This window comes from Flavonifractor sp. An100, assembly GCF_002161175.1.
Classification (GTDB): domain Bacteria; phylum Bacillota; class Clostridia; order Oscillospirales; family Oscillospiraceae; genus Lawsonibacter.
The window spans coordinates 38400-57650 of the sequence record NZ_NFMA01000011.1 but is presented as its reverse complement, the minus strand read 5'-3'; the positions used below and the strand labels follow the sequence as shown (position 1 = coordinate 57650).

The window sequence follows — 19251 nt, the reverse complement described above, 5'->3', positions numbered from 1 at the left end:
TCTCTTACAGAATGAGGCTGCCCACCTGGTAGACCAGGGTGGACAACACATAGGCGCATCCCAGCTGCCAGGCGATAGAGAACCAGGCCCACTTGGGGCTGTTCATCTCCTTAAAGAGGGTGGATACCGCCGCCACACAGGGCACATACAGCAGGATAAACACCAGCATGGAGAAGGCGGACAGGGGGGTAAAGCCGGTCATGGCGGCGGCCACCGCCCCGCTGGCCGCGGTGAGGGAAAAGCCATAGAACATGGACAGGGAGGAGACCACCATCTCCTTGGCGATCAGGCCGGTAAGCAGGGCCACGGCGGCCTGCCAGTGGCCGAAGCCGCAGGGGGTAAAAATAGGGGCGATGATGGAGCCAAGGGTCCCAAGCATACTGGCGGAGGCGTCCTCCACCATGTGCAGGGAGAAGTCAAAGGACTGTAGCAGCCACAGTACCATGGACATGAGCAAAATCAGGGTACCCGCTTTGATCAGGAAACCCCGGACCTTCTGCCACACATGGGTCATCATATTGCCCAGGGAGGGCAGGCGGTAGGGGGGCAGCTCCAGCACAAAGGGGGCGGGCTCCCCGGCAAAGAGGGTGTGCTTGAAGAAGAGGCCGGAGGCAATGCCGGTCACAATACCGATCATGTACAGGGCAAAGACCACCAGTCCCGCCCAAGGGCCGAAGAAGGCGGCGGAGATGAGTCCGTACACCGGCAGCTTGGCCGAGCAGGACATAAAGGGCACCAGCAGAATGGTCATCCGCCGGTCCTTCTCGTTCTCCATGGTCCGGGCGCCCATAATGGCGGGCACCGAGCAGCCAAAGCCCATGAGCATGGGAATAAATGCCTTTCCACTCAGCCCGAACCGGCGCAGCAGCCGGTCCATGATAAAGGCGGCCCGGGACATGTAGCCCGAGTCCTCCAAAAAGGACAGGAAGAAAAACAGCAGGGCGATCTGGGGCAGGAAGACCAGCACGCCGCCCACGCCGCCGATGATGCCGTCGCAGATGAGGGAGATGAGTACGTGAGATACCCCCACCGCTCCCAGGGCGGTCTCCAGCCAGACCCCCAGGGCATCCATGCCCAGACCCACCAGGTCGGACAGCCAGGAGCCAAAGGGTCCGAAGGTGATAACAAACATCACCAGCATGGTGCACAGGAACAGGGGAATGGCAAAAATCCGGTGGGTGACCACCCGGTCCACCTTCTCGCTGAAGGTAGCTTGTCCACTCCGGTTCCCCTTCACCACAGAGGCGGCCACCACCCGCTCAATGTACTGGTAGCGGCTGTCAGCAATGAGGGTCTCCCGGTCCCCCAGGTCGCTGGAGTTTTCATACCGGGCCACCACCTCCTCCAGCTTTTTCTCCACCTGGGGAGGCAGGTTCAGGGCCTTGGCCACAAGGTCGTCCCCCTCCAGCAGCTTGATGGAGGCCCAGTGGGCGGGGAGGTGGGCGGCGTAGGCGTAGTCGTGGATCAGCTCGCCCATCTGGTGGTGGATATCGTGGGTGAAGTCGTCGTACAGGTCGTCAGGCTCCACGGTGTATCCCAGGTGCATCTGCCGGTGGGCGGTATGGAGCAGCTCCTCCAGCCCCTCCCCTGTCCGGGCAGTGATGGGCACCACGGGAATCCCCAGCTCCTTGGACAGCCGGGCCACGTCGATCTGGTCTCCCCGCTTTGCAATCTCGTCCATAAAGTTCAGGGCCACCACCATGGGCCGCTCCAGCTCCAGCAGCTGGACCGTGAGATAGAGGTTGCGCTCCAGGTTTGTGGCGTCGATGATATCAATGATACAGTCGGGGCCCTCCCCGATGATAAAGTCCCGGGCCACGATCTCCTCCATGGAATAAGGGGAGAGGGAATAGATGCCGGGCAGGTCTACCACCGTGAGCTCCTTGTCCCCCAGATGGGCAATGCCCTCCTTCTTCTCCACGGTGACTCCCGGCCAGTTGCCCACATATTGGTTGGACCCGGTGAGGGCGTTAAAGAGGGTGGTCTTGCCACAGTTGGGGTTGCCCGCCAGGGCCAGGCGCATGGGCCGGCTGTCGTGGGCGACGGGATCATAGTCCCGGCTGTGCTCATTGAGCTCGTGCTCATGGTCCCGGATCTGTCTGCGTACCGCCTCCGGGTCCGTTACCGTCCGATTACGGGAGGTGCTTTGATAGGTCCCCCTCCGGGGCTGGCCCATGACGATCTGCTGGGCATCGGCGCGGCGCAGGGACAGCTCATACCCCCGCAAAGACACCTCCAATGGGTCACCCAGAGGGGCGATCTTGGTCACCTTCACCTGGGTGCCGGGCGTGAGTCCCATATCCACCAGCCGGCGCTTCACCGCCCCGGACTGGTTGCCCACCGATAATATAATCCCGCTCTGACCTGGCGAGAGGTCATTGAGGGTTTTTGCGCTCATTTTGTGTTCTTCCATGGATGTGCCTCCCTGTGTTTCCCTCAACCCCGTTCCTTCCAAAAACGGGTCAAGTTAGCCGAGACTATTGTAACGGTATGGCCTGTCTTTTTCAAGCGGTTTTGACTCTTTCCGGCCACCCAGCTTCACTTTTCTCCCAAAAGAAAAAAGGGAGCGCCCGATGGGCGCTCCCTTTGTGAATTTTTTCGTCTTAGGCCAGAGCGGCAGTGATGATGGCCATGGAGTAGACCTCCTGAGCGTTGCAGCCCCGGGACAGGTCGTTGATGGGGGCGTTCAGGCCCAGCAGAATGGGGCCGTAGGCCTCGAAGGAGCCCAGACGCTGGGCGATCTTGTAGCCGATGTTGCCGGCGTTGATGTCGGGGAAGATGAAAGTGTTGGCGTAACCGGCCACCTTGGAGCCCTTGCACTTGGTCTCGGCCACACGGGGGGAGACGGCGGCGTCAAACTGCAGCTCGCCCTCGATGGGCACGTTGGGCATAGCCAGCTTGGCCTTCTCGGCGGCGTTGCGCATCTTGTCCACGTCCTCGCCCTTGCCAGAGCCCAGAGTGGAGTAGCTCAGGAAGGCCACCTTGGGATCGATGCCGAAGATCTTGGCGCAGTCTACGGTCTCGGAGGCGATCTCCACCAGCTCGTCCTCGGTGGGCTTGATGTTGATGGCGCAGTCGGCCATGGCCAGCACGTCGTTGTTGCCGGTGGCAGAGGGACGCACCAGAATGAAGCAGGAGGAGACGATGGAGTTGCCGGGCTTGGTCTTTACCAGCTGCAGAGCGGGACGGACGGTATCGGCGGTGGAGTAGGTAGCGCCGCCCAGCAGGGCGTCGGCCTCACCCATGGCCACCAGCATGGTGCCGAAGTAGTTGCTCTTCTTCAGCATGGCGCGACACTCGTCGGCGGTCATCTTGCCCTTGCGCAGCTCCACCATACGCTCCACCATGGCCTCCATGTTCTCATACTTCTCCGGGTCGATGATGATGGCGCCCCGGATGTTGAAGCCGGCCTCCTCAGCAGCGGCCAGGATCTCCTCCTCGTTGCCCACCAGGATGGGGGTCAGGAAGGTACCGGACAGCAGACGGGCAGAGGCCTCCAGGATACGGGGGTCGGTGCCCTCGGTGAACACGATCTTACGGGGATGTGCCTTCAGGATCTCAATGAGCTTACGGAACATAATCAATTCCTCCAAATCAAAAATTGGCGCAAAGCGCCTGTTTCTCGTGACTATGGTAGCATTTTCCCCTGGAAATTGCAAGGGCCTGAGCCGGGCTTTCCGTCAATTTATCCTGTGAAAAATCCCCCCGTCCCATACCAGGATTTTTTCTCTTTTGCCTCTTTACGGGGGGGATTCTTTTCAGGTATACTATACCAAGTGTATTGTTGTAGTTTGAGGTGACCTTTGTGAACGAAGAATTTTCCCGCACCCTCTCCCTGCTGCGCCAGGAAAAGGGGGTCAGCCAGCGCACCGCCGCCGGGGAGCTGGGAATCTCCCAGGCCCTGCTCAGTCACTATGAAAACGGCATTCGGGAGCCCGGCCTGCCCTTTGTGGTCCGGGCCTGCGACTATTACGGCGTCTCCGCCGACTTTCTCCTGGGCCGCACCCTCAGCCGGGACGGCACCACCATCGCCCCCGAGGAGCTCTACGATCTCAGCGGCGAGAAGGACAACTCCCTGCGGGGAGGCGTGCTGGCTCTGCTGAGCAAGAAGCTGCTGGTCAACTCCATCGGCGTTCTTTTTGATCTGCTGGCCAAGACGGGCAGCCGGGATGCCATCCGGGCCTCCGCCAACTACCTGTCCACCGCCATCTATAAGCTCTACCGCCGGCTCTACCAGGCCAATCCCGACAATAACCCCGACTTCTTCTCCCTGCCCCCCCACCAGTTTTTCTCCGGGGTTCCGGAGGCGGACATGCTCTGCTCTGAGACCGAGCTGGCCGACGCCCTGGCCGCTCACGTCAAGGCCAAGGGGCCCATGCCGGAGATGACCAACGACGCCCTGGCCCGGGACTATCCCGTCCTCTACCAGTCCCTGCTCCAGGTGGTCCACAACAGCGGCGAGCGCTTCCACACTCTGCTCTCCGCCCGCCGTTCGGAGAAGCGGTAGGGCCCAGCCGGCCTTTTTCCTTTGTTTCACATCCCTCTGCCCCGGACCATTCCGGCGACCGAGGTTCCCAGGAGGTTTTGCTATGACCGATCAATCCAAAATCCGTAATTTTTCCATCATTGCCCACATTGACCACGGCAAGTCCACCCTTTCCGACCGGCTCATCGAGCTGTGCGGGGCGGTGTCCCAGCGGCAGATGGAGTCCCAGCTGCTGGACAACATGGACCTGGAGCGGGAGCGGGGCATCACCATCAAGGCCCGGGCGGTCCGGCTGGACTACCAGGCCCAGGACGGCTCCACCTACGCCCTGAACCTCATCGACACTCCGGGCCATGTGGACTTTAACTATGAGGTCTCCCGTTCCCTGGCCGCCTGCGAGGGTGCGGTACTCATTGTGGACGCCTCCCAGGGCATCGAGGCCCAGACTCTGGCCAACACTTATCTGGCCATGGAGCACGACCTGGAAATTCTTCCTGTGGTCAACAAAATTGACCTGCCCGCCGCCGATCCCCAGCGGGTAAAGGACGAGATTGAAAATATTCTGGCCCTCCCCGCCCAGGACGCCCCGGAGATTTCCGCCAAGCAGGGCATCAACATCCCGGCGGTGCTGGAGGACATTGTTCAGAATATCCCCGCCCCCACCGGCGACCCTAACGCCCCCCTGAAGGCTCTCATTTTTGACAGCCAGTATGACCCCTATCTGGGCGTCATCGTCTACTTCCGGGTGATGGAGGGCACCTTGAAGAAGGGGGACAGCGTGAAGATGATGGCCTCCGGCTCCACCTATCAGGTGCTGGACTGCGGCTATCTCCGCCCCCTGGGCATGGACTCCTGCCCCCGGCTGTCGGCCGGCGAGGTAGGCTGGTTCACCGCCTCCATTAAAAATGTGAAGGATACCCGGGTGGGCGACACCATCACCGGAGCGGACAGCCCCGCCGCCGAGCCTCTGCCCGGCTACCGCCCCGCCCAGGCTATGGTCTACTGCGGTATTTACACCGAGGATGGCTCCAAGTATCCCGACCTTCGGGACGCCCTGGAGAAGCTCCAGCTCAACGACGCCTCCCTCTCCTTTGAGCCGGAATCCTCCATTGCCCTTGGCTTTGGCTTCCGCTGCGGCTTCTTGGGCATGCTCCACATGGAGATCATCCAGGAGCGGTTGGAACGGGAATTTGACCTGGATCTGGTAACCACATTACCCTCTGTTATTTATGAGGTGACAAAAACAGATGGGACTGTGGTCCGGGTGGACAACCCCCACAACTATCCCGACCCCGACTCCATTGCCGAGGCCCGGGAGCCCTTTGCCAAGGTATCCATCATCTCGCCCCCGGACTACGTGGGCAACATCATGCCCATGTGTCAGGACCGGCGGGGCGTGTTTAAGGACATGCAGTATCTGGACACCAACCTGGTGGAGCTGCACTACTCCATGCCCATCGGCGAGATCATCTACGACTTCTTTGATGCCCTGAAGGCCCGCACCAAGGGCTATGCCTCCCTGGACTATGAGCTGGAGGGCTATCAGCCCAGCAACCTGGTGAAGGTGGACCTCCTCCTCAACGGCGACCAGGTGGACGCCCTGAGCTTCATCGTCCACAAGGACAAGGCCTATGGCCGGGCCCGGCGCATCTGCGAAAAGCTGAAGGAGAACATTCCCCGCCAGCTCTTTGAGGTGCCTGTCCAGGCGGCCATTGGCGGCAAGATCATTGCCCGGGAGACGGTAAAGGCCATGCGCAAGGACGTGCTGGCCAAGTGCTATGGCGGCGACATCACCCGGAAGAAGAAGCTGCTGGAAAAGCAGAAGGAAGGCAAAAAGAAAATGCGTACTCTGGGCACGGTCCAGCTGCCCACGGAAGCCTTTATGGCGGTACTCAAGCTGGACGAGGAATAAAGGAAACAAGAAGACCCGGACTGCCATTAGTCCGGGCCTTTTTATTTGGGTTTGGTTTAGTGCCGCTCTTGGGAACCAAGATTTGCTTTCAGAATCTGACGGATTTGGGCTGGGATGGAGCGCAATTCTTCCTGTGCCTGTTGTTGCAGGGCCTGGTACAGTTCCAGCGGAAGTGTGACCTGTACCCGTTTTGTTTCGGTATCTTTTTTCATAAACCAGTCACCTCCTCTTATTTTAAGGGATATCCCCTTAAAAATCAATAAGGGAATATCCCTTATCCCATAATAGCCCTGAGGTGATTCCATGTTGGAACATTTACGGGCTCTCCGAGAGGATCAAGACCTCTCTCAACAGGACATGGCACAGCTGCTTAATGTCCATCAAACCACCTATTCCGATTATGAACTGGGCCGGCTGAACATTCCCATTTCTTCACTCCAGACCCTGGCATCATTCTTTCATACCAGCGTGGACTACCTATTGGGGCTCACCGACGTGCGGGAGCCTTATCCCAGGAAGTAATAGGGTATTTCGCCCTCCGGGGCGAGTAACTTTCTGGCCGGCCAGAAAGTCACCAAAGAGCCGTCAAAGGGGAGAGGGGTTTCGATGGCCCTACCCCTTCTGGGCTTTGCCCATCTCCCCCTGACAGGGGGAGTCGGCCTCTCCCCTTTGAAATCCCCACTCCCTAAAACGACCAATCAGGGGGCTGCGGCCCCCTATTGGATGTACCCCCGGGAGATTCGCTCCCCCTCCGCAGTTGGTGCAACCCAGGCGCGACCAATCCAGGCGGAGCAGCAAAATCAGGATTTCGGCCACGGAGCGGCAGCGGTCGGCGGCCAGAGCCCAATCGAAAACCGCCCGCGCCGGCCGGAGATTGCCCGCCTGCTTGCGCGCTCCCCTCGTCTAAACGGGGGTCCGGGGGGCGGCAAGGGGAAACACCAAACATTCCCGGAATGTTTGTGTTTCCATACGCCGCCGCACCCCCGGCGATTTTTTGGTTCCTTTTGCATCACTGCAAAAGGAACTCGCTCCGCAGAGCGAAACTCCCCCTTATTCATTAAAACACACAAAAAAACCGGGACGCTGGGGGGCGTCCCGATTTCATTTTGTTATTCAATTCGAGGATATTACTTGGCGTATTCAATAGCCTTGGTCTCACGCAGCAGGTGGACCTTGATCTGGCCGGGATACTCCAGCTCATCCTCAATCTTTTTGGCAATATCCCGGGCCAGCAGAACCATCTGATCCTCGCTGATGACCTCGGGCTTGACCATAATACGCACCTCACGGCCAGCCTGGATGGCAAAGGACTTCTCCACGCCATCGAAGGAGGAGGTGATCTCCTCCAGCATCTCCAACCGCTTGATGTAATTTTCCAAGTTCTCTCTCCGGGCGCCGGGTCGGGCGGCAGAGATGGCGTCGGCCGCCTGTACCAGGCAGGCCACGATGGTCCTAGGCTCCACATCGTTGTGGTGGGCTTGGATGGCGTGAATCACGCCCTCGCTCTCCCGGTATTTCCGGGCCAGCTCCACGCCGATCTGGACGTGGGACCCCTCCACCTCATGGTCAATGGACTTGCCCAAGTCGTGGAGCAGTCCGGCCCGCTTGGCCTCGGCTACGTTGGCGCCGATCTCGGCTGCCAGCAGTCCGGCCACATGGGAGACCTCGATGGAGTGGTTGAGCACGTTCTGGCCATAGCTGGTGCGGTAACGCATCCGGCCCAGCAGCTTGACCAGCTCGGGGTGCAGCCCGTGGACATTGGTCTCGAAGATGGCCCGCTCGCCCTCAGACTTGATGACGGCGTCCACTTCCCGCTTGGCCTTCTCCACCATTTCCTCAATGCGGGCGGGGTGGATGCGGCCATCCAAAATCAATTTTTCCAGAGCCAGCCGGGCGATCTCCCGGCGGACGGGGTCAAAGCAGGAGACGGTAATGGCCTCGGGGGTGTCGTCGATAATGAGATCCACCCCGGTGAGTGTCTCCAGGGTCCGGATGTTCCGGCCCTCCCGGCCGATGATTCGGCCCTTCATCTCGTCGTTGGGCAGGGGCACCACCGATACGGTGGCCTCCGCCACATGGTCGGCGGCACAGCGCTGGATGGCAAGGGAGATGATTTCCCGGGCCTTGGTGTCCGCCTCGTCCTTGAACCGGGCCTCGATCTCCTTGATCTTCATGGCCGACTCGTGGGTGACTTCCTCTTCCATCTGCTGAAGCAGATAGTTCTTTGCCTCCTCAGCAGTAAAGCCGGAGATGCGCTCCAGCACCTCCATCTGGCTCTTCTTCAGCTCCTCTGCCTCGGCCTGGGTAGCCTCCAGTTTGCTGAGCTTGGCAGACAGCTGTTCTTCCTTTTTCTCCATGTTTTCGGTCTTGCGGTCCAGGTTCTCTTCCTTCTGCTGGAGCCGATGCTCCTGGCGCTGCAAGTCGGCACGGCGTTCCTTGACCTCCCGCTCATGCTCGTTCCGGGCCTTCAGAATCTCCTCCTTGGCCTCCACCAGGGCCTCCCGCTTCTTGCTCTCGGCGCTCTTGTAGGCGTCGTTTACAATGCGCTTGGCCTCTTCCTCCGCGGAACCAATTTCCCGCTCTGCGGACTTCTTACGCTGCTGGATACCAACCGGAATACCTGCCACCAGACCGATCACAATGCCGATGATCGCTCCAATGATATAGGGCAGCATGTGGTTTTTTACACCTCCAAATGATTCATAAAGCTGGGGCGGACCGCTCCAGCGCCCGGCCTGAACCCAACAGGTCCGGCGGGTCTTGTACATAAAATGAGCCGCAAGGCGCTCCACACCAACGGCGTTTGAGCCCCTTGCGACAACTGAAAAACATCCCCCAGGTTTTTCATTTTTGTCCTGTACATATTGTAAAGGCAACCTGGTTTTCTGTCAAGATTTATTCACATTTAAGCCAAAGGGTTTTCTGGGGTTTTTACCAGTCCTCCACCAGGAAATTCTTCACACCTGCTTGGGCAGAGAATCGTCCTGCTCCACCCATTCCTGGTCCACATCCACCACCCGATAGTCCTCCCGGGTGTCCCGGATGACCACCCGCTTGATGCCGGCATTGATGATGAGCCGGCGACACATGGAACAGGAGGTGGACCCGGCAATCAGATCTCCAGTGCCCGGGTCCCGGCAGGTCATATACAGTGTGGCTCCCAACGTCTCGCTGCGGGCGGCGGAGATAATACAGTTGGCCTCTGCGTGGACCGACCGACACAGCTCGTACCGCTCCCCACTGGGGATGTTCATGGCCTCCCGGGTACAGTAGTTCAAATCCACACAGTTCTTCCGGCCCCGGGGGGCTCCGTTGTAGCCGGTGGCAATGATCTCATCGTTTTTCACAATGATGGACCCATAGCACCGGCGCAGGCAGGTGGACCGCTCGGACACGGTCTGGGCGATATCCAGGTAGTAGTTTTCCTTATCAATGCGCTTCATAGCCGCTCCTCCTCGTGGGCGGGATCCACAAGCTGGACCTCCGGTATAGATGCAGTATAGCCTATCTTGACCCTCCGCGCAAGAGGCCCCACATCCTCTTTTTTCCTGTCCGCTTCCAGGCAAAAAGCCCCAAACCCCTTCCGCCCCTAGGAAATTTACACTTTGTTTACGAATGGCTTCTTGACGATTTCCGGGGGAAGCGCTATCATATTTGTATCGTTACTGAGCAGGCGGACGCGCCTGCTGTCCTTCTGTAAGGAGGTCTCCCCTATGATTCGCAACGCGATCCAGCGGTTTATGTACGGCCGCTACGGAAATGATCAACTGAATTTGTTCCTAATTGGCGCTTATTTGCTACTCTACCTGCTGTATGCCTTTACCCGGTTCGTTCCTCTGTATTGGCTGAGCCTGGTTCTGCTTTTTGTGGTTTTGTTCCGCCTGCTCTCCCGTAACCTGCCACGCCGCCGGGAGGAAAATGCTAAATTTATGCGCTCCGCAGGGCCCATTCTTCAATGGCTGCGCCTGCAGCGCACCATTCACAAGGACAAGGAACACCGCTACTTCAAGTGCCCAAACTGTGGCCAGCAGCTACGGGTCCCTCGGGGCAAAGGACGGATTACCGTCACCTGTCGGGGCTGCGGCGCTTCCTTCCAGGAAAAAAGTTGATACATCAGTCCGGCTGAAGCAGCCGGACTTTTTTTACAAAATTTGGGGCATGGTTGGAACTTTTTTCTTATTTTCCCGTCTGTATAAGAGAAAAGACTTTCTCTGACAGGGGGGACCGTGCACATGGAACACCATATCACAAAACGGCTGGCCGCCCTGGGACTGGTGCTGATCCTTCTGGTCGCGGCAGCCCTGGGCTGGTGTATTGCGACGGGAAAAAGTGTCTTTGTGGGCCGCTACCTCCAGGCCAGGGACGGCTCCCACATGGTTATTGACTCCACAGGCTCCCCTGTCATTCTGGAGGCCCCCGACAGCTTTCCTCGGATGTTTGACCCTCTGGAGGATGGAGACCGGGTACTGGTGGTCTGTGGCGGAATCAACACCTCCTACCCCGGCCGGTCCGGAGCCTACTGGTGCCTACGGCTGGGGGGCGGCTCCATGGAGGATCTGCCCAAGGATACCATCAATCAGCTCACCCAGCTGGGCTGGTTGACCGATCGTCTCTCATAAATCCATGGTTTGTTTCATTTTTTAGGGCTAGAGCCTGTTTTTCCAGGCCTCAGCCCTTTCTTTTTTTTAAAAATATGATATACTATAAGCTGTATTGTTATGGATGAAATCATCTTTCTCCATAACAGGGATCACTACAGATGAGAGGAGTTCCCCCTATGAACCCCAACTATGACGTCGTTATCCTGGGCTGCGGTGAAGCGGGCATCTTTGCCGCCTATGAGCTCTCCCAGCTGCGCCCCGATCTAAAGGTGCTGGCCCTGGACCAGGGTCAGGATATTTACCACCGCAGCTGCCCCATTGTGGCGGGCAAGGTGAAGGAGTGCATCCACTGCCCCGTATGCCATACCATGTGCGGCTTTGGCGGAGCTGGAGCCTTCTCCGACGGAAAATTTAATTTTACCACCCAATTTGGCGGCTGGCTGACTGATTTTATGGAGCCGGGTAAGGTAATGGAGCTCATTGATTATGTGGACTCCATCAACGTACAGCACGGGGCCACCACCCAGTGCTTCTCCACCTCCACCCCCGAGGCCAAAGCCCTGGAGCGCCGGGCCCTGGCCTTTGACCTGCATCTGCTCCAAGCCCGGTGCAAGCATCTGGGCACGGAAAATAACCTGCGCATCCTCACCAACATCTACGAAGGTCTGCGGGACAAGCTGGAATTCCAGTTCAACACCGAGGTGTCCGCCATTGCTCAGGCAGATAGCGGCTACCGTCTCACCCTGGCCAAGGGCGGTGAGGTGTCCTGCCGTTATCTGCTGGCTGCCCCCGGCCGCTCCGGCGCTGAGTGGTTCTCCAATCAGTGTAAGGAGCTGGGATTGGAGCTTTTGAACAACCAGGTGGACATCGGCGTGCGGGTGGAGCTGCCCGCCACCGTCTTTGAACACATCACCGATGTGGTCTACGAGTCCAAGCTGGTCTACCGCACCAAGCAGTACGGTGACCAGGTTCGCACCTTCTGCATGAATCCCTACGGCCATGTGGTGGCAGAGAACGTGGAGGGCATCAACACCGTCAACGGCCACTCCTACGCCGACCCCGCCCTGCGCAGTGAGAACACCAACTTCGCCCTTCTGGTATCCAATCGCTTCACCAAGCCCTTCAACGAGCCCTACCGCTACGGCAAGCACGTGGCCTCCCTGAGCAACATGCTGGCCGGCGGTGTGCTGGTCCAGCGCTTCGGGGACCTGGTGGGCGGCCGCCGCACCAACGAGCACCGGATGAGCAAGTCCTTTGTCCGGCCAACCCTCACTGCCGCCGTCCCCGGCGACCTGTCCCTGGCCCTGCCCAAGCGGCAGTTGGACAACATCATTGAGATGATCTATCAGCTGGACAAGATCGCCCCCGGCACTGCCAACTACGATACCCTCCTCTACGGAGCGGAGGTGAAGTTCTACTCCGCCCGCCTCCAGCTCTCCTCCGACATGGAGACAGCCCTCCCCGGCTTCTTTGCCGCCGGCGACGGAGCGGGTGTCACCCGGGGACTAGCCCAGGCCGGCGCCTCCGGTGTCCAGGCCGCCCGGGCCATCTGCCAGCGTGTGGACAACCTCCTCTGATTCCCTTCGCCGCCCGCCTGCATCCCCAGGCAGGGCGGCGTCTCTTTCTCTGCAAGGCTTCCGTCTCACCTTCCCTGTTTTATGCTGTATCCGTTGACACCCCTCATACAACTCTGTGAATATTGCCCGTCCCCCTCTTCCCCGCCCGCTTTCCCTGTTCCCACAAGGGTTATCCACATTTTCCACCGACTTTTCCACACCCCTGTGGAGAAGACTGTGTACAACTTTTATTCATCTTTCAGTTTCCATAACGACTGTCAAGGCTAAATTTTCGCCAAAAAGAAATTCCCTCCTTTTTTGCAAGAAACCCGCCGGGACCTGTCGAATTTAAACTTTCCGTTTCCAGGAGGCACCTGTCATGAATCACGATACCATCGCCGCCATCTCCACCCCTCCCGGGCCGGGAGCCATTGGCATCCTCCGCCTATCTGGACCTCAGGCGGCGTCCGTCGCTCAGAGCTGTTTCCGGCCCTTGGGTCCCAAGGGGTTGACGGACTATGCCCCCCGGACTCTGGTCTACGGCCAGCTTCTGGACCGGGAAGGCGAGCCCATTGACCAGGTGCTGTGCACCTACAGCCGCGCCCCCGCCAGCTACACTGGGGAGGATACGGCGGAACTTCACTGCCACGGCTCCCCCATGGTCCTGTCCCTGGGGCTGGAGGCCCTCTTTGCTCAGGGGGCCCGTCAGGCCAGACCGGGGGAATTTACCCGCCGGGCCTTTCTCAACGGCAAGCTGGATCTGGTTCAGGCCGAGGCAGTGGGCGACCTGCTGGAGGCTGTTAGCCGTGAGGGGGCCCGTCAGGCGGCGGGACGGCTGGGCGGCGCTCTGTCTCGGCGCATCGAGGGCGTATATTCCGCCCTCACCGATATCATGGCCCACTTCCACGCCGTACTGGACTACCCCGATGAGGACATTGACCCCTTCCGTCTGGAGGAGCTGGACCAGGCCCTCACCGCCCAGGAAGAGGCCCTCCGGGCCCTGGCAGACAGCTACCACCGGGGGCGCTACCTCCGGGACGGAGTGCCCTGCGCCCTGGTGGGACGTCCCAACGCGGGGAAGTCCTCCCTGCTCAACGCCCTGGTGGGCTATGACCGGGCCATCGTCACCGACATTCCCGGCACCACCCGGGACACGGTGGAGGAGCGGGTGGAGTTGGGCGGGGTCACCCTCCGCCTCATCGACACCGCCGGCCTGCGGGAGAGCGCCGACCCCATTGAGCAGATGGGAGTGGAGCGCAGCCGGAAGGCCATGGAGGAGGCCGCCCTCATTCTGGTGCTGTGGGACAGCTCCCAGCCCGTGACTGAGGAGGACGGAGCCCTGCTAGAACAGGCCATCGCCCTGGCCCCCACCATTTTGGTCCATACGAAGACTGACCTCCCCTCTGCCCCCATCCCCTTTCTCAACCTAGACCCCATGCCCCCTGTGGTGGAGCTGAGCGCCAAAACCGGACAGGGGCTTTCCCAGCTGGAGGAGGCGGTGGCCGCCCTCTTCCCTCCGGACCGGCGAAACCTTTCCGGGGAGCTGCTGGCCAACCAGCGCCAGGCAGAGGCCGCCCGGCGTGCCCTGGAGGCGGTATCCCGGGCCCGGAAGGCCCTCCAGGCCGGGGTCACCCCCGACGCCCTGCTCACCGACGTGGAGCTGGCGCTGGAGGCCCTGGGGGAGCTCACCGGGCAGCATGTGCGGGAGGATATCACCGCCCGGATCTTTGAGCGGTTCTGCGTGGGGAAATAACGGTAAACTTAGGGCGGGACGCCAATGTGACGTCCCGCCCCTTTTTGTTTTACCACAGATCGGTCACCTCTGTTCCGGTGTAGTACCAGGTGAGGATCTCCCGGAAGTCGGAGCCCTCCTTGGCCATGGCATTGGCCCCATACTGGCTCATTCCCACCCCGTGGCCGTAGCCGGTGACAGAGAAGGTAAACTGCTCCCCGTCCCAATCCACCGTGAAGGTGGCCGAGCGCAGGGAGAAGAGGGAGCGCACCTGTCCCCCGGTGAGGGTGACGCCCCCCACCGTTATGGAGGACACCGTCTCCCCCTGGGCACACACAGGGGTCCCAAACCAGCTCCCCGGGTCCCCCGACAGGTCCGCCCCGGGATAGGCCGCCAGGACGGCGTCCTTGACCTGCTGGGCGGTGAGCACCACCTGGGAGTGGTAGTTGGGCACCTCTTCCCCCTCCGGGCTGTCCACGCTCTTCAAGTAGTCCACGCTGTTGCCCCAGACCTCCACCGCGTCCACCGTCTGTCCGGCGGCGGAGGAGAAAAAGAGGGCCTGGATGGGCTCTCCCTCATATAAAATCCCCAGGCCGTCGGTCCCCTCCACCGCTCGCTGGATTTTATCGGAATAGCTTCCCGCGTTCAGCCCCCACCGGGCTTCCGCCGCGTCCCGGGCAATATAGGCCTGGCAGCAGGTACTGTCGGCACAGATGTCGGCCTCGGGATGCTTGGACGCCCCCTGGCAGATCACCGTATAGGTCCGGGCGGCGCAGGCCTGGGCCTTCAGCGCTTCCTCCTCAAAGGAGGCGGGCATCTCCGCCGCCACCACACCCCACAGGTATTCCTCCATGGTCAGGTCGGTGACCGTGCCGTCCTTTTCCAGCAGCCGCACCGCCCTCCCCTTGTCCTTGGAGGCCATGGTCTGGGCGGCCCGGTCCAGAGGCAATTCGCCCAGCGGCTCCTCCTCCCCCACCCCCATGGGCTGGGCAGGAATGGAGGCGGCTGGGAGAAAAAAGGTGACGGTCACCAGCGCTAAGGCCGCGGCCACCACCTGCCGGGTCCCCACCACTCCAAAAAATCCAATCCTTGTCCGACCCAGGCGCATTCCCGTCCCCTCCCCATAGGCTAGATAAAACAGCATATGGGAAGAGAGGACCACTTATTCCTATTTTTTCTCTCCTGGTAGGTCCAGGCAGGCAATGGCCTGCTCCATCTGATGAGCGGAGGCGGTGAGGGCCCAGCGCTCCTCCTGGCTCAGAGGGATCTCCAAAATCTCCTCCAACCCGCCCCGGTCCACCACCGCGGGCACACTCAGGGCCAGCCCCTTTAGGCCGTATTCCCCCTGCAACACCGCCGAGACGGGGAGCACGCCGTGCTCATCCCGCACAATACACTGGGCAATACGCCCCACCGCCATGGCGATGCCGTAGTAGGTGGCCCCCTTGCGGCGGATGATCTCATAGGCGCTGTCCCGGACCTGTTCATATAGCTCCTCCAGCTCCTTGTGGCCCAGGCCATCCCCCCGCAGGCGGCAGAAGTCCTCCAGGTCCACCCCGGACACGTTGGCCCCGCTCCACACCGCCAGCTCGCTGTCTCCGTGCTCCCCGATGATAAAGGCGTGGACATTTCGGCTGTCCACCCCCAGCTTGTCCCCCAGCAGCTGCTTGAGCCGCCCGGTGTCCAGCACCGTGCCGGAGCCCAGCACCCGGCTCCGGGGATAGCCCGTCAGCCGCCAGGCCGCATAGGTGAGCACATCCACCGGGTTAGAGACGATGAGGAGGATCCCCCCAAAGTCCCGGGCCGTGATCTGCTCCAAAATGCTCTTGAGGATGGCGATATTTTTGCCGATCAGATCCAGGCGGGTCTCCCCCGGCTTCTGGTTGGCCCCGGCGGTGATGACCACCAGGGCACAGTCGGCCACGTCGTCGTAGGTACCAGCGGTGATCTCCATGGAGGCGCCGTAGGGCAGGCCGTCGCTGAGGTCCATAGCCTCCCCCTCCGCCTTGTCCCGGTTGGCATCCAGCAGCACCAGCTGGGAAAACAGGCCCAGCTGCAAAAACCGAAAGGCGATGGAGGCCCCTACCGAACCGCAGCCGATAATGGCCGCTTTTCTGGGATTGACTGACATAACATGCTCCTTTCTCAACTGCCGGCTGAAACCGGCGTGTTCTTCTGTCAGTATGCCGCCTGCCCAGGCAAACTATCCCCACAAAATCGGGCCGTCCCTGTAACAGGGACGGCCCCATAGCTTTTTTATCGATATTTTACCGCAGTGCCGTAGGCAATCACCTCTGCCGCCCCCTGCATCACCGAGGAGGAGCCGTAACGGATGTTCACAATGGCATCTGCCCCCAGGGCCTCCGCCTCATCCACCATCCGCTTGACGGCAATCTGTCTAGCCTCGTTGAGCATCTCGGTGTAGCTGGTGATCTCGCCGCCCACCAGGGTTTTCATACCCGCCATAAAGTCCTTCCCGAAGTTTTTGGACTGGACCACCGTGCCCTTCACCAGGCCCAGCACCTCCAGGTCCTTGCCGGGGATGTAATCAATATTTACCAGCAGCATCTAACTCTCCTCCTTTGATTTCCTTCAGCCGCTCCTTGAGTACCAGAAATACTGGGGGGATGGAAATCAGGTCCGCCAACGCCAGCACCAACAGCAGCGTGTCCAGCCAGCCCTCGCTCACCAGCAGCCGTCCCCCCAGTAGCACCGCCACGGTGGCCAGCTGGGCCAGGCAGTACAGCACAGCTCCCTTTACTGCCTCCCGTCTCAGCTCCCGCTGACGGTTCGGATCAGTATTTCCGGGCTTCATCTTCCTCTCCTCCCTTCACCTCCCGCCAGCGCTGGACCAGGGCGGCCATCACGCCCCCCGCCACCGCCAACAAAATCAGCACATAGACCAGCACCAGCGCGGTGGCCGCTCCATCGGTGCTGCCGCCAAAATATCCGGTCAGCATGGCAACTACCAGCAGCACCATCAGGCCTGCCACCAATACGGCCGTCAACACGGCTCCGGCCATTCCGTGGCCCTTAGTAGTTTTTCGCATCGTCGGCCTCTCCTTTCTGAATCTCCCGAATCCGCTGGTACAGCGCCAGCAGCACACCCAGGATGACCACTCCAGGGAGCATCACCAGCACCACGATCAGCGGCAGGGGCGGGGCGTCCGAGGCGTCGATGGCAAAGGCCCACAGCATCAGTCCGATGAGACCGCCCATAAGCAGCACGGTGAGCACCGCCACCACCGAAGGGGCTACATACCGGATGCGGCGGGCGTCCCCCACCTGCCTGTTCAAAAAGGTGGCGCCCTCCCGCTCCAATCGCTCCATCTCCTCCAGCAGCTCGCCCGCCTCCAGGTCCTCCAGCCGGATCTCCCGGTCCTTCAGCGCCCGGCACAGCTCCATGGATTGCTCCAGGTTCCGCCGCTCCCGCTCCAGGGTGACCAGGTGACGGCGCATGCCGTCCGCCACCGTACAGCCGCCCCCCTGCATCCGCCGGATCTCCTCCAGGGGCACCCCCAGCTTGCGCAGCAGCTTGATCCGCCGCAGTGTCTCCACCTCCGCCGGACCGTAGTCCCGGTAGCCGTTTTCGCTGTTGCGCCGGGGGGAGAGCAGGCCCTGTTCCTCATAAAAGCGGATATTCTTTTTTGTAATGCCCACCTGGGCCTCTACCTCGTTGATTTTCACCCTCCGCTCTCCTTTCTGAGGCTACCATACACCTTCCACCAGGGAGAAGGTCAACCCCATTCTCCCCATTTTTTCTCTCAACTATGGCCTTCCATCCGGTGGAACCTTTCTATTTTTAAAAAAAGTCCCGGCCGATTGCGGCCGGGACTGACCCTTACAGCTTTCGGAACTGCTCCACGTCCAGCACAAATACGGTGGCTCCGCCCACCTCTACTTTCACCGGCGCATAGCCCAGGTTCCATACCGGAACTCCCCCTGTGGCGTGGGGCGCCACTACCTCCATCTGGCTGCGCTTGGCACAGGTCTCCTTCAACGCCTGCATCACTTCCTCCACCCGGTTGTCCTCCGTGCCGATCATAAGGGTGGTGTTGCCGTCCCGGAGAAAGCCGCCGGTACTGGCCAGCTTGGTCACTCCGATCCGCCGTTCAATCAGTTCTTCCACCGCGTCGTTGGCGTCCTTGTCCCGGATCACCGCAAAGATGAGTTTCATTCCTATGCCTCCCATCGCTTGTTCCTAGTAGTTCCTATCATACCACAAACCGCCGCAAATGGCTATGAAAGTTCTGTTAATGTTTTGCCCGCTCCACCTCTACTACAATCAGCCGCTGTCCCTCCACCCGGAAGCGAACCTCTAGGCCGCCGAAGGCCATTCCGTAGATCCGCTGGGGGTCGTCCTGGTAGGCGGGACGGGGGTCCTGGGCCAGCACCCCCCGCAGGGCCTCCCGCTTTTCCGGTGGCACCCGCTGCCACAGCTCTCCTTCCCACTCCACCTCCAGGCTCTCCCCCTTGGGCACGGAAGCAAAGCCTCCCACAGCCTCGGGGTGGGCGTCGGCGTAGGGCAGGTAGGGCTTGATGTCATAGATGGGGGTGCCGTCCATCAGGTCGGCCCCTATCACATAGAGCACCGGCCCCTGGGGCGTGTAGAGGTCTATCCCCTTCAGGCCCACGCAGCTCAGGCCGATGGGGTTGGGCCGGAAGGGGGAGCGGGTGGCAAAGACCCCCAGCCGCTGGTTGCCTCCCAGCCGGGGAGGACGGACCGTGGGGGACCACCCCTCCCGCCGGGCCTGGGAAAACTCCCAGATGAGCCACAGGTGGGAAAAGCCCTCCAGGCCCCGCAGGGCGTCGGGGTTGCGGTACTCCGGCTCAAAGACCACCCTCGCCTCCAGCGCCTGCACCAGTCCGCTCTGGCGGGGGATGCCGAATTTGGTGGGGAACTCGCTGTCTATATGGGCGATCACATGGATCTGCGCCGTCTGGGACATGGTGCTTCCTCCTTC

Annotated in this window: 20 protein-coding genes; 7 read left to right on the top strand and 13 right to left on the bottom strand. The window is 60.7% G+C overall.

Annotated features, from left to right (window positions below; genetic code table 11):
* Positions 1-4: 4 nt before the first annotated feature.
* Together feoB and pta are read right to left on the bottom strand one after the other, a co-directional pair.
* A complete protein-coding gene (gene feoB / locus B5E43_RS07965; protein ID WP_087395486.1) occupies positions 5-2413 on the bottom strand; it encodes a ferrous iron transport protein B in 2409 nt (802 codons plus the stop codon).
* 190 nt (positions 2414-2603) lie between these two features.
* The gene (gene pta, locus B5E43_RS07960) at positions 2604-3578 is read right to left on the bottom strand and encodes a phosphate acetyltransferase (protein ID WP_343214287.1); all 975 of its coding nucleotides are present in this window, start codon (positions 3576-3578) and stop codon (positions 2604-2606) included.
* Between the two features lie 227 nt (positions 3579-3805).
* Here pta and B5E43_RS07955 point away from each other — a divergent pair, with 227 nt between their 5' ends.
* A complete protein-coding gene (locus B5E43_RS07955) occupies positions 3806-4507 on the top strand; it encodes a helix-turn-helix domain-containing protein (protein WP_087395480.1) in 702 nt (233 codons plus the stop codon).
* Positions 4508-4589: 82 nt separating this feature from the next.
* Positions 4590-6398 carry a translation elongation factor 4 gene (gene lepA, locus B5E43_RS07950; RefSeq protein WP_087395477.1) on the top strand — a complete coding sequence of 603 codons (1809 nt, stop codon included), beginning with the start codon at positions 4590-4592 and terminating at the stop codon, positions 6396-6398.
* A gap of 56 nt (positions 6399-6454) precedes the next feature.
* Here lepA and B5E43_RS15105 read toward each other — a convergent pair whose 3' ends face one another.
* Complete coding sequence (locus tag B5E43_RS15105; protein ID WP_158098996.1) at positions 6455-6610, bottom strand: hypothetical protein; 156 nt, start codon at positions 6608-6610, stop codon at positions 6455-6457.
* Between the two features lie 91 nt (positions 6611-6701).
* Here B5E43_RS15105 and B5E43_RS07940 point away from each other — a divergent pair, with 91 nt between their 5' ends.
* Positions 6702-6920, top strand: a complete 219-nt coding sequence (locus B5E43_RS07940; RefSeq protein ID WP_087395471.1) for a helix-turn-helix transcriptional regulator — start codon at positions 6702-6704, stop codon at positions 6918-6920.
* Between the two features lie 605 nt (positions 6921-7525).
* On the opposite strand, the gene rny is transcribed toward B5E43_RS07940, so the two are convergent.
* A complete protein-coding gene (rny, locus tag B5E43_RS07935; protein WP_087395468.1) occupies positions 7526-9073 on the bottom strand; it encodes a ribonuclease Y in 1548 nt (515 codons plus the stop codon).
* A 282-nt stretch (positions 9074-9355) separates the two neighbouring features.
* Positions 9356-9841 carry a deaminase gene (locus tag B5E43_RS07930; protein WP_087395465.1) on the bottom strand — a complete coding sequence of 162 codons (486 nt, stop codon included), beginning with the start codon at positions 9839-9841 and terminating at the stop codon, positions 9356-9358.
* Positions 9842-10111: 270 nt separating this feature from the next.
* On the opposite strand from B5E43_RS07930, the gene B5E43_RS07925 reads away from it, so the two are divergent.
* The 4 genes from B5E43_RS07925 (at position 10112) to mnmE (ending at position 14308) form a co-directional block, all read left to right on the top strand.
* Positions 10112-10507, top strand: a complete 396-nt coding sequence (locus B5E43_RS07925) for a hypothetical protein (RefSeq protein WP_087395462.1) — start codon at positions 10112-10114, stop codon at positions 10505-10507.
* A 123-nt stretch (positions 10508-10630) separates the two neighbouring features.
* On the top strand, positions 10631-11017 hold the full coding sequence (locus B5E43_RS07920; RefSeq protein ID WP_087395460.1) for a hypothetical protein: 387 nt from the start codon (positions 10631-10633) through the stop codon (positions 11015-11017).
* A 158-nt stretch (positions 11018-11175) separates the two neighbouring features.
* Positions 11176-12576 carry an NAD(P)/FAD-dependent oxidoreductase gene (locus B5E43_RS07915; RefSeq protein ID WP_087395459.1) on the top strand — a complete coding sequence of 467 codons (1401 nt, stop codon included), beginning with the start codon at positions 11176-11178 and terminating at the stop codon, positions 12574-12576.
* A gap of 358 nt (positions 12577-12934) precedes the next feature.
* Positions 12935-14308: a tRNA uridine-5-carboxymethylaminomethyl(34) synthesis GTPase MnmE gene (gene mnmE / locus B5E43_RS07910; protein WP_087395456.1), complete on the top strand. Its 1374-nt coding sequence runs from the start codon at positions 12935-12937 to the stop codon at positions 14306-14308.
* A gap of 49 nt (positions 14309-14357) precedes the next feature.
* Here the strand turns inward: mnmE and spoIID are convergent, their stop codons facing one another.
* The 8 genes from spoIID to tsaA form a co-directional block, all read right to left on the bottom strand.
* Positions 14358-15431, bottom strand: a complete 1074-nt coding sequence (gene spoIID / locus B5E43_RS07905) for a stage II sporulation protein D (protein ID WP_242964765.1) — start codon at positions 15429-15431, stop codon at positions 14358-14360.
* A 24-nt stretch (positions 15432-15455) separates the two neighbouring features.
* The gene (locus tag B5E43_RS07900; RefSeq protein WP_087395453.1) at positions 15456-16418 is read right to left on the bottom strand and encodes an L-lactate dehydrogenase; all 963 of its coding nucleotides are present in this window, start codon (positions 16416-16418) and stop codon (positions 15456-15458) included.
* Between the two features lie 125 nt (positions 16419-16543).
* Positions 16544-16855, bottom strand: a complete 312-nt coding sequence (locus tag B5E43_RS07895) for a YbjQ family protein (RefSeq protein ID WP_087395450.1) — start codon at positions 16853-16855, stop codon at positions 16544-16546.
* Positions 16836-17102, bottom strand: a complete 267-nt coding sequence (locus B5E43_RS07890) for a hypothetical protein (RefSeq protein WP_087395447.1) — start codon at positions 17100-17102, stop codon at positions 16836-16838. Before B5E43_RS07890 ends, B5E43_RS07895 begins: the two co-directional genes overlap by 20 nt.
* Positions 17083-17337 carry a hypothetical protein gene (locus B5E43_RS07885; protein WP_087395444.1) on the bottom strand — a complete coding sequence of 85 codons (255 nt, stop codon included), beginning with the start codon at positions 17335-17337 and terminating at the stop codon, positions 17083-17085. Before B5E43_RS07885 ends, B5E43_RS07890 begins: the two co-directional genes overlap by 20 nt.
* Positions 17321-17974 (bottom strand): MerR family transcriptional regulator, encoded by a 654-nt coding sequence (locus B5E43_RS07880; protein ID WP_087395441.1) that lies wholly within the window; start codon positions 17972-17974, stop codon positions 17321-17323. The genes B5E43_RS07885 and B5E43_RS07880 overlap by 17 nt, the downstream gene beginning before the upstream one ends.
* 154 nt (positions 17975-18128) lie before the next feature.
* Positions 18129-18464: a cyclic-di-AMP receptor gene (locus B5E43_RS07875; protein ID WP_087395439.1), complete on the bottom strand. Its 336-nt coding sequence runs from the start codon at positions 18462-18464 to the stop codon at positions 18129-18131.
* A gap of 76 nt (positions 18465-18540) precedes the next feature.
* Positions 18541-19236 carry a tRNA (N6-threonylcarbamoyladenosine(37)-N6)-methyltransferase TrmO gene (tsaA, locus tag B5E43_RS07870; protein ID WP_087395436.1) on the bottom strand — a complete coding sequence of 232 codons (696 nt, stop codon included), beginning with the start codon at positions 19234-19236 and terminating at the stop codon, positions 18541-18543.
* Positions 19237-19251 lie beyond the last annotated feature (15 nt).

Coding starts and splice junctions, on each gene's coding strand:
- B5E43_RS07885 (WP_087395444.1), bottom strand. CDS start 17,337: ATGCGAAAAACTACTAAGGGCCACGGAATGGCCGGAGCCGTGTTGACG.
- B5E43_RS07925 (WP_087395462.1), top strand. CDS start 10,112: ATGATTCGCAACGCGATCCAGCGGTTTATGTACGGCCGCTACGGAAAT.
- feoB (WP_087395486.1), bottom strand. CDS start 2,413: ATGGAAGAACACAAAATGAGCGCAAAAACCCTCAATGACCTCTCGCCA.
- B5E43_RS07915 (WP_087395459.1), top strand. CDS start 11,176: ATGAACCCCAACTATGACGTCGTTATCCTGGGCTGCGGTGAAGCGGGC.
- B5E43_RS07890 (WP_087395447.1), bottom strand. CDS start 17,102: ATGAAGCCCGGAAATACTGATCCGAACCGTCAGCGGGAGCTGAGACGG.
- B5E43_RS07920 (WP_087395460.1), top strand. CDS start 10,631: ATGGAACACCATATCACAAAACGGCTGGCCGCCCTGGGACTGGTGCTG.
- tsaA (WP_087395436.1), bottom strand. CDS start 19,236: ATGTCCCAGACGGCGCAGATCCATGTGATCGCCCATATAGACAGCGAG.
- B5E43_RS07875 (WP_087395439.1), bottom strand. CDS start 18,464: ATGAAACTCATCTTTGCGGTGATCCGGGACAAGGACGCCAACGACGCG.
- mnmE (WP_087395456.1), top strand. CDS start 12,935: ATGAATCACGATACCATCGCCGCCATCTCCACCCCTCCCGGGCCGGGA.
- B5E43_RS07930 (WP_087395465.1), bottom strand. CDS start 9,841: ATGAAGCGCATTGATAAGGAAAACTACTACCTGGATATCGCCCAGACC.
- lepA (WP_087395477.1), top strand. CDS start 4,590: ATGACCGATCAATCCAAAATCCGTAATTTTTCCATCATTGCCCACATT.
- spoIID (WP_242964765.1), bottom strand. CDS start 15,431: ATGCTGTTTTATCTAGCCTATGGGGAGGGGACGGGAATGCGCCTGGGT.
- B5E43_RS15105 (WP_158098996.1), bottom strand. CDS start 6,610: ATGAAAAAAGATACCGAAACAAAACGGGTACAGGTCACACTTCCGCTG.
- pta (WP_343214287.1), bottom strand. CDS start 3,578: ATGTTCCGTAAGCTCATTGAGATCCTGAAGGCACATCCCCGTAAGATC.
- B5E43_RS07895 (WP_087395450.1), bottom strand. CDS start 16,855: ATGCTGCTGGTAAATATTGATTACATCCCCGGCAAGGACCTGGAGGTG.
- rny (WP_087395468.1), bottom strand. CDS start 9,073: ATGCTGCCCTATATCATTGGAGCGATCATCGGCATTGTGATCGGTCTG.
- B5E43_RS07940 (WP_087395471.1), top strand. CDS start 6,702: ATGTTGGAACATTTACGGGCTCTCCGAGAGGATCAAGACCTCTCTCAA.
- B5E43_RS07900 (WP_087395453.1), bottom strand. CDS start 16,418: ATGTCAGTCAATCCCAGAAAAGCGGCCATTATCGGCTGCGGTTCGGTA.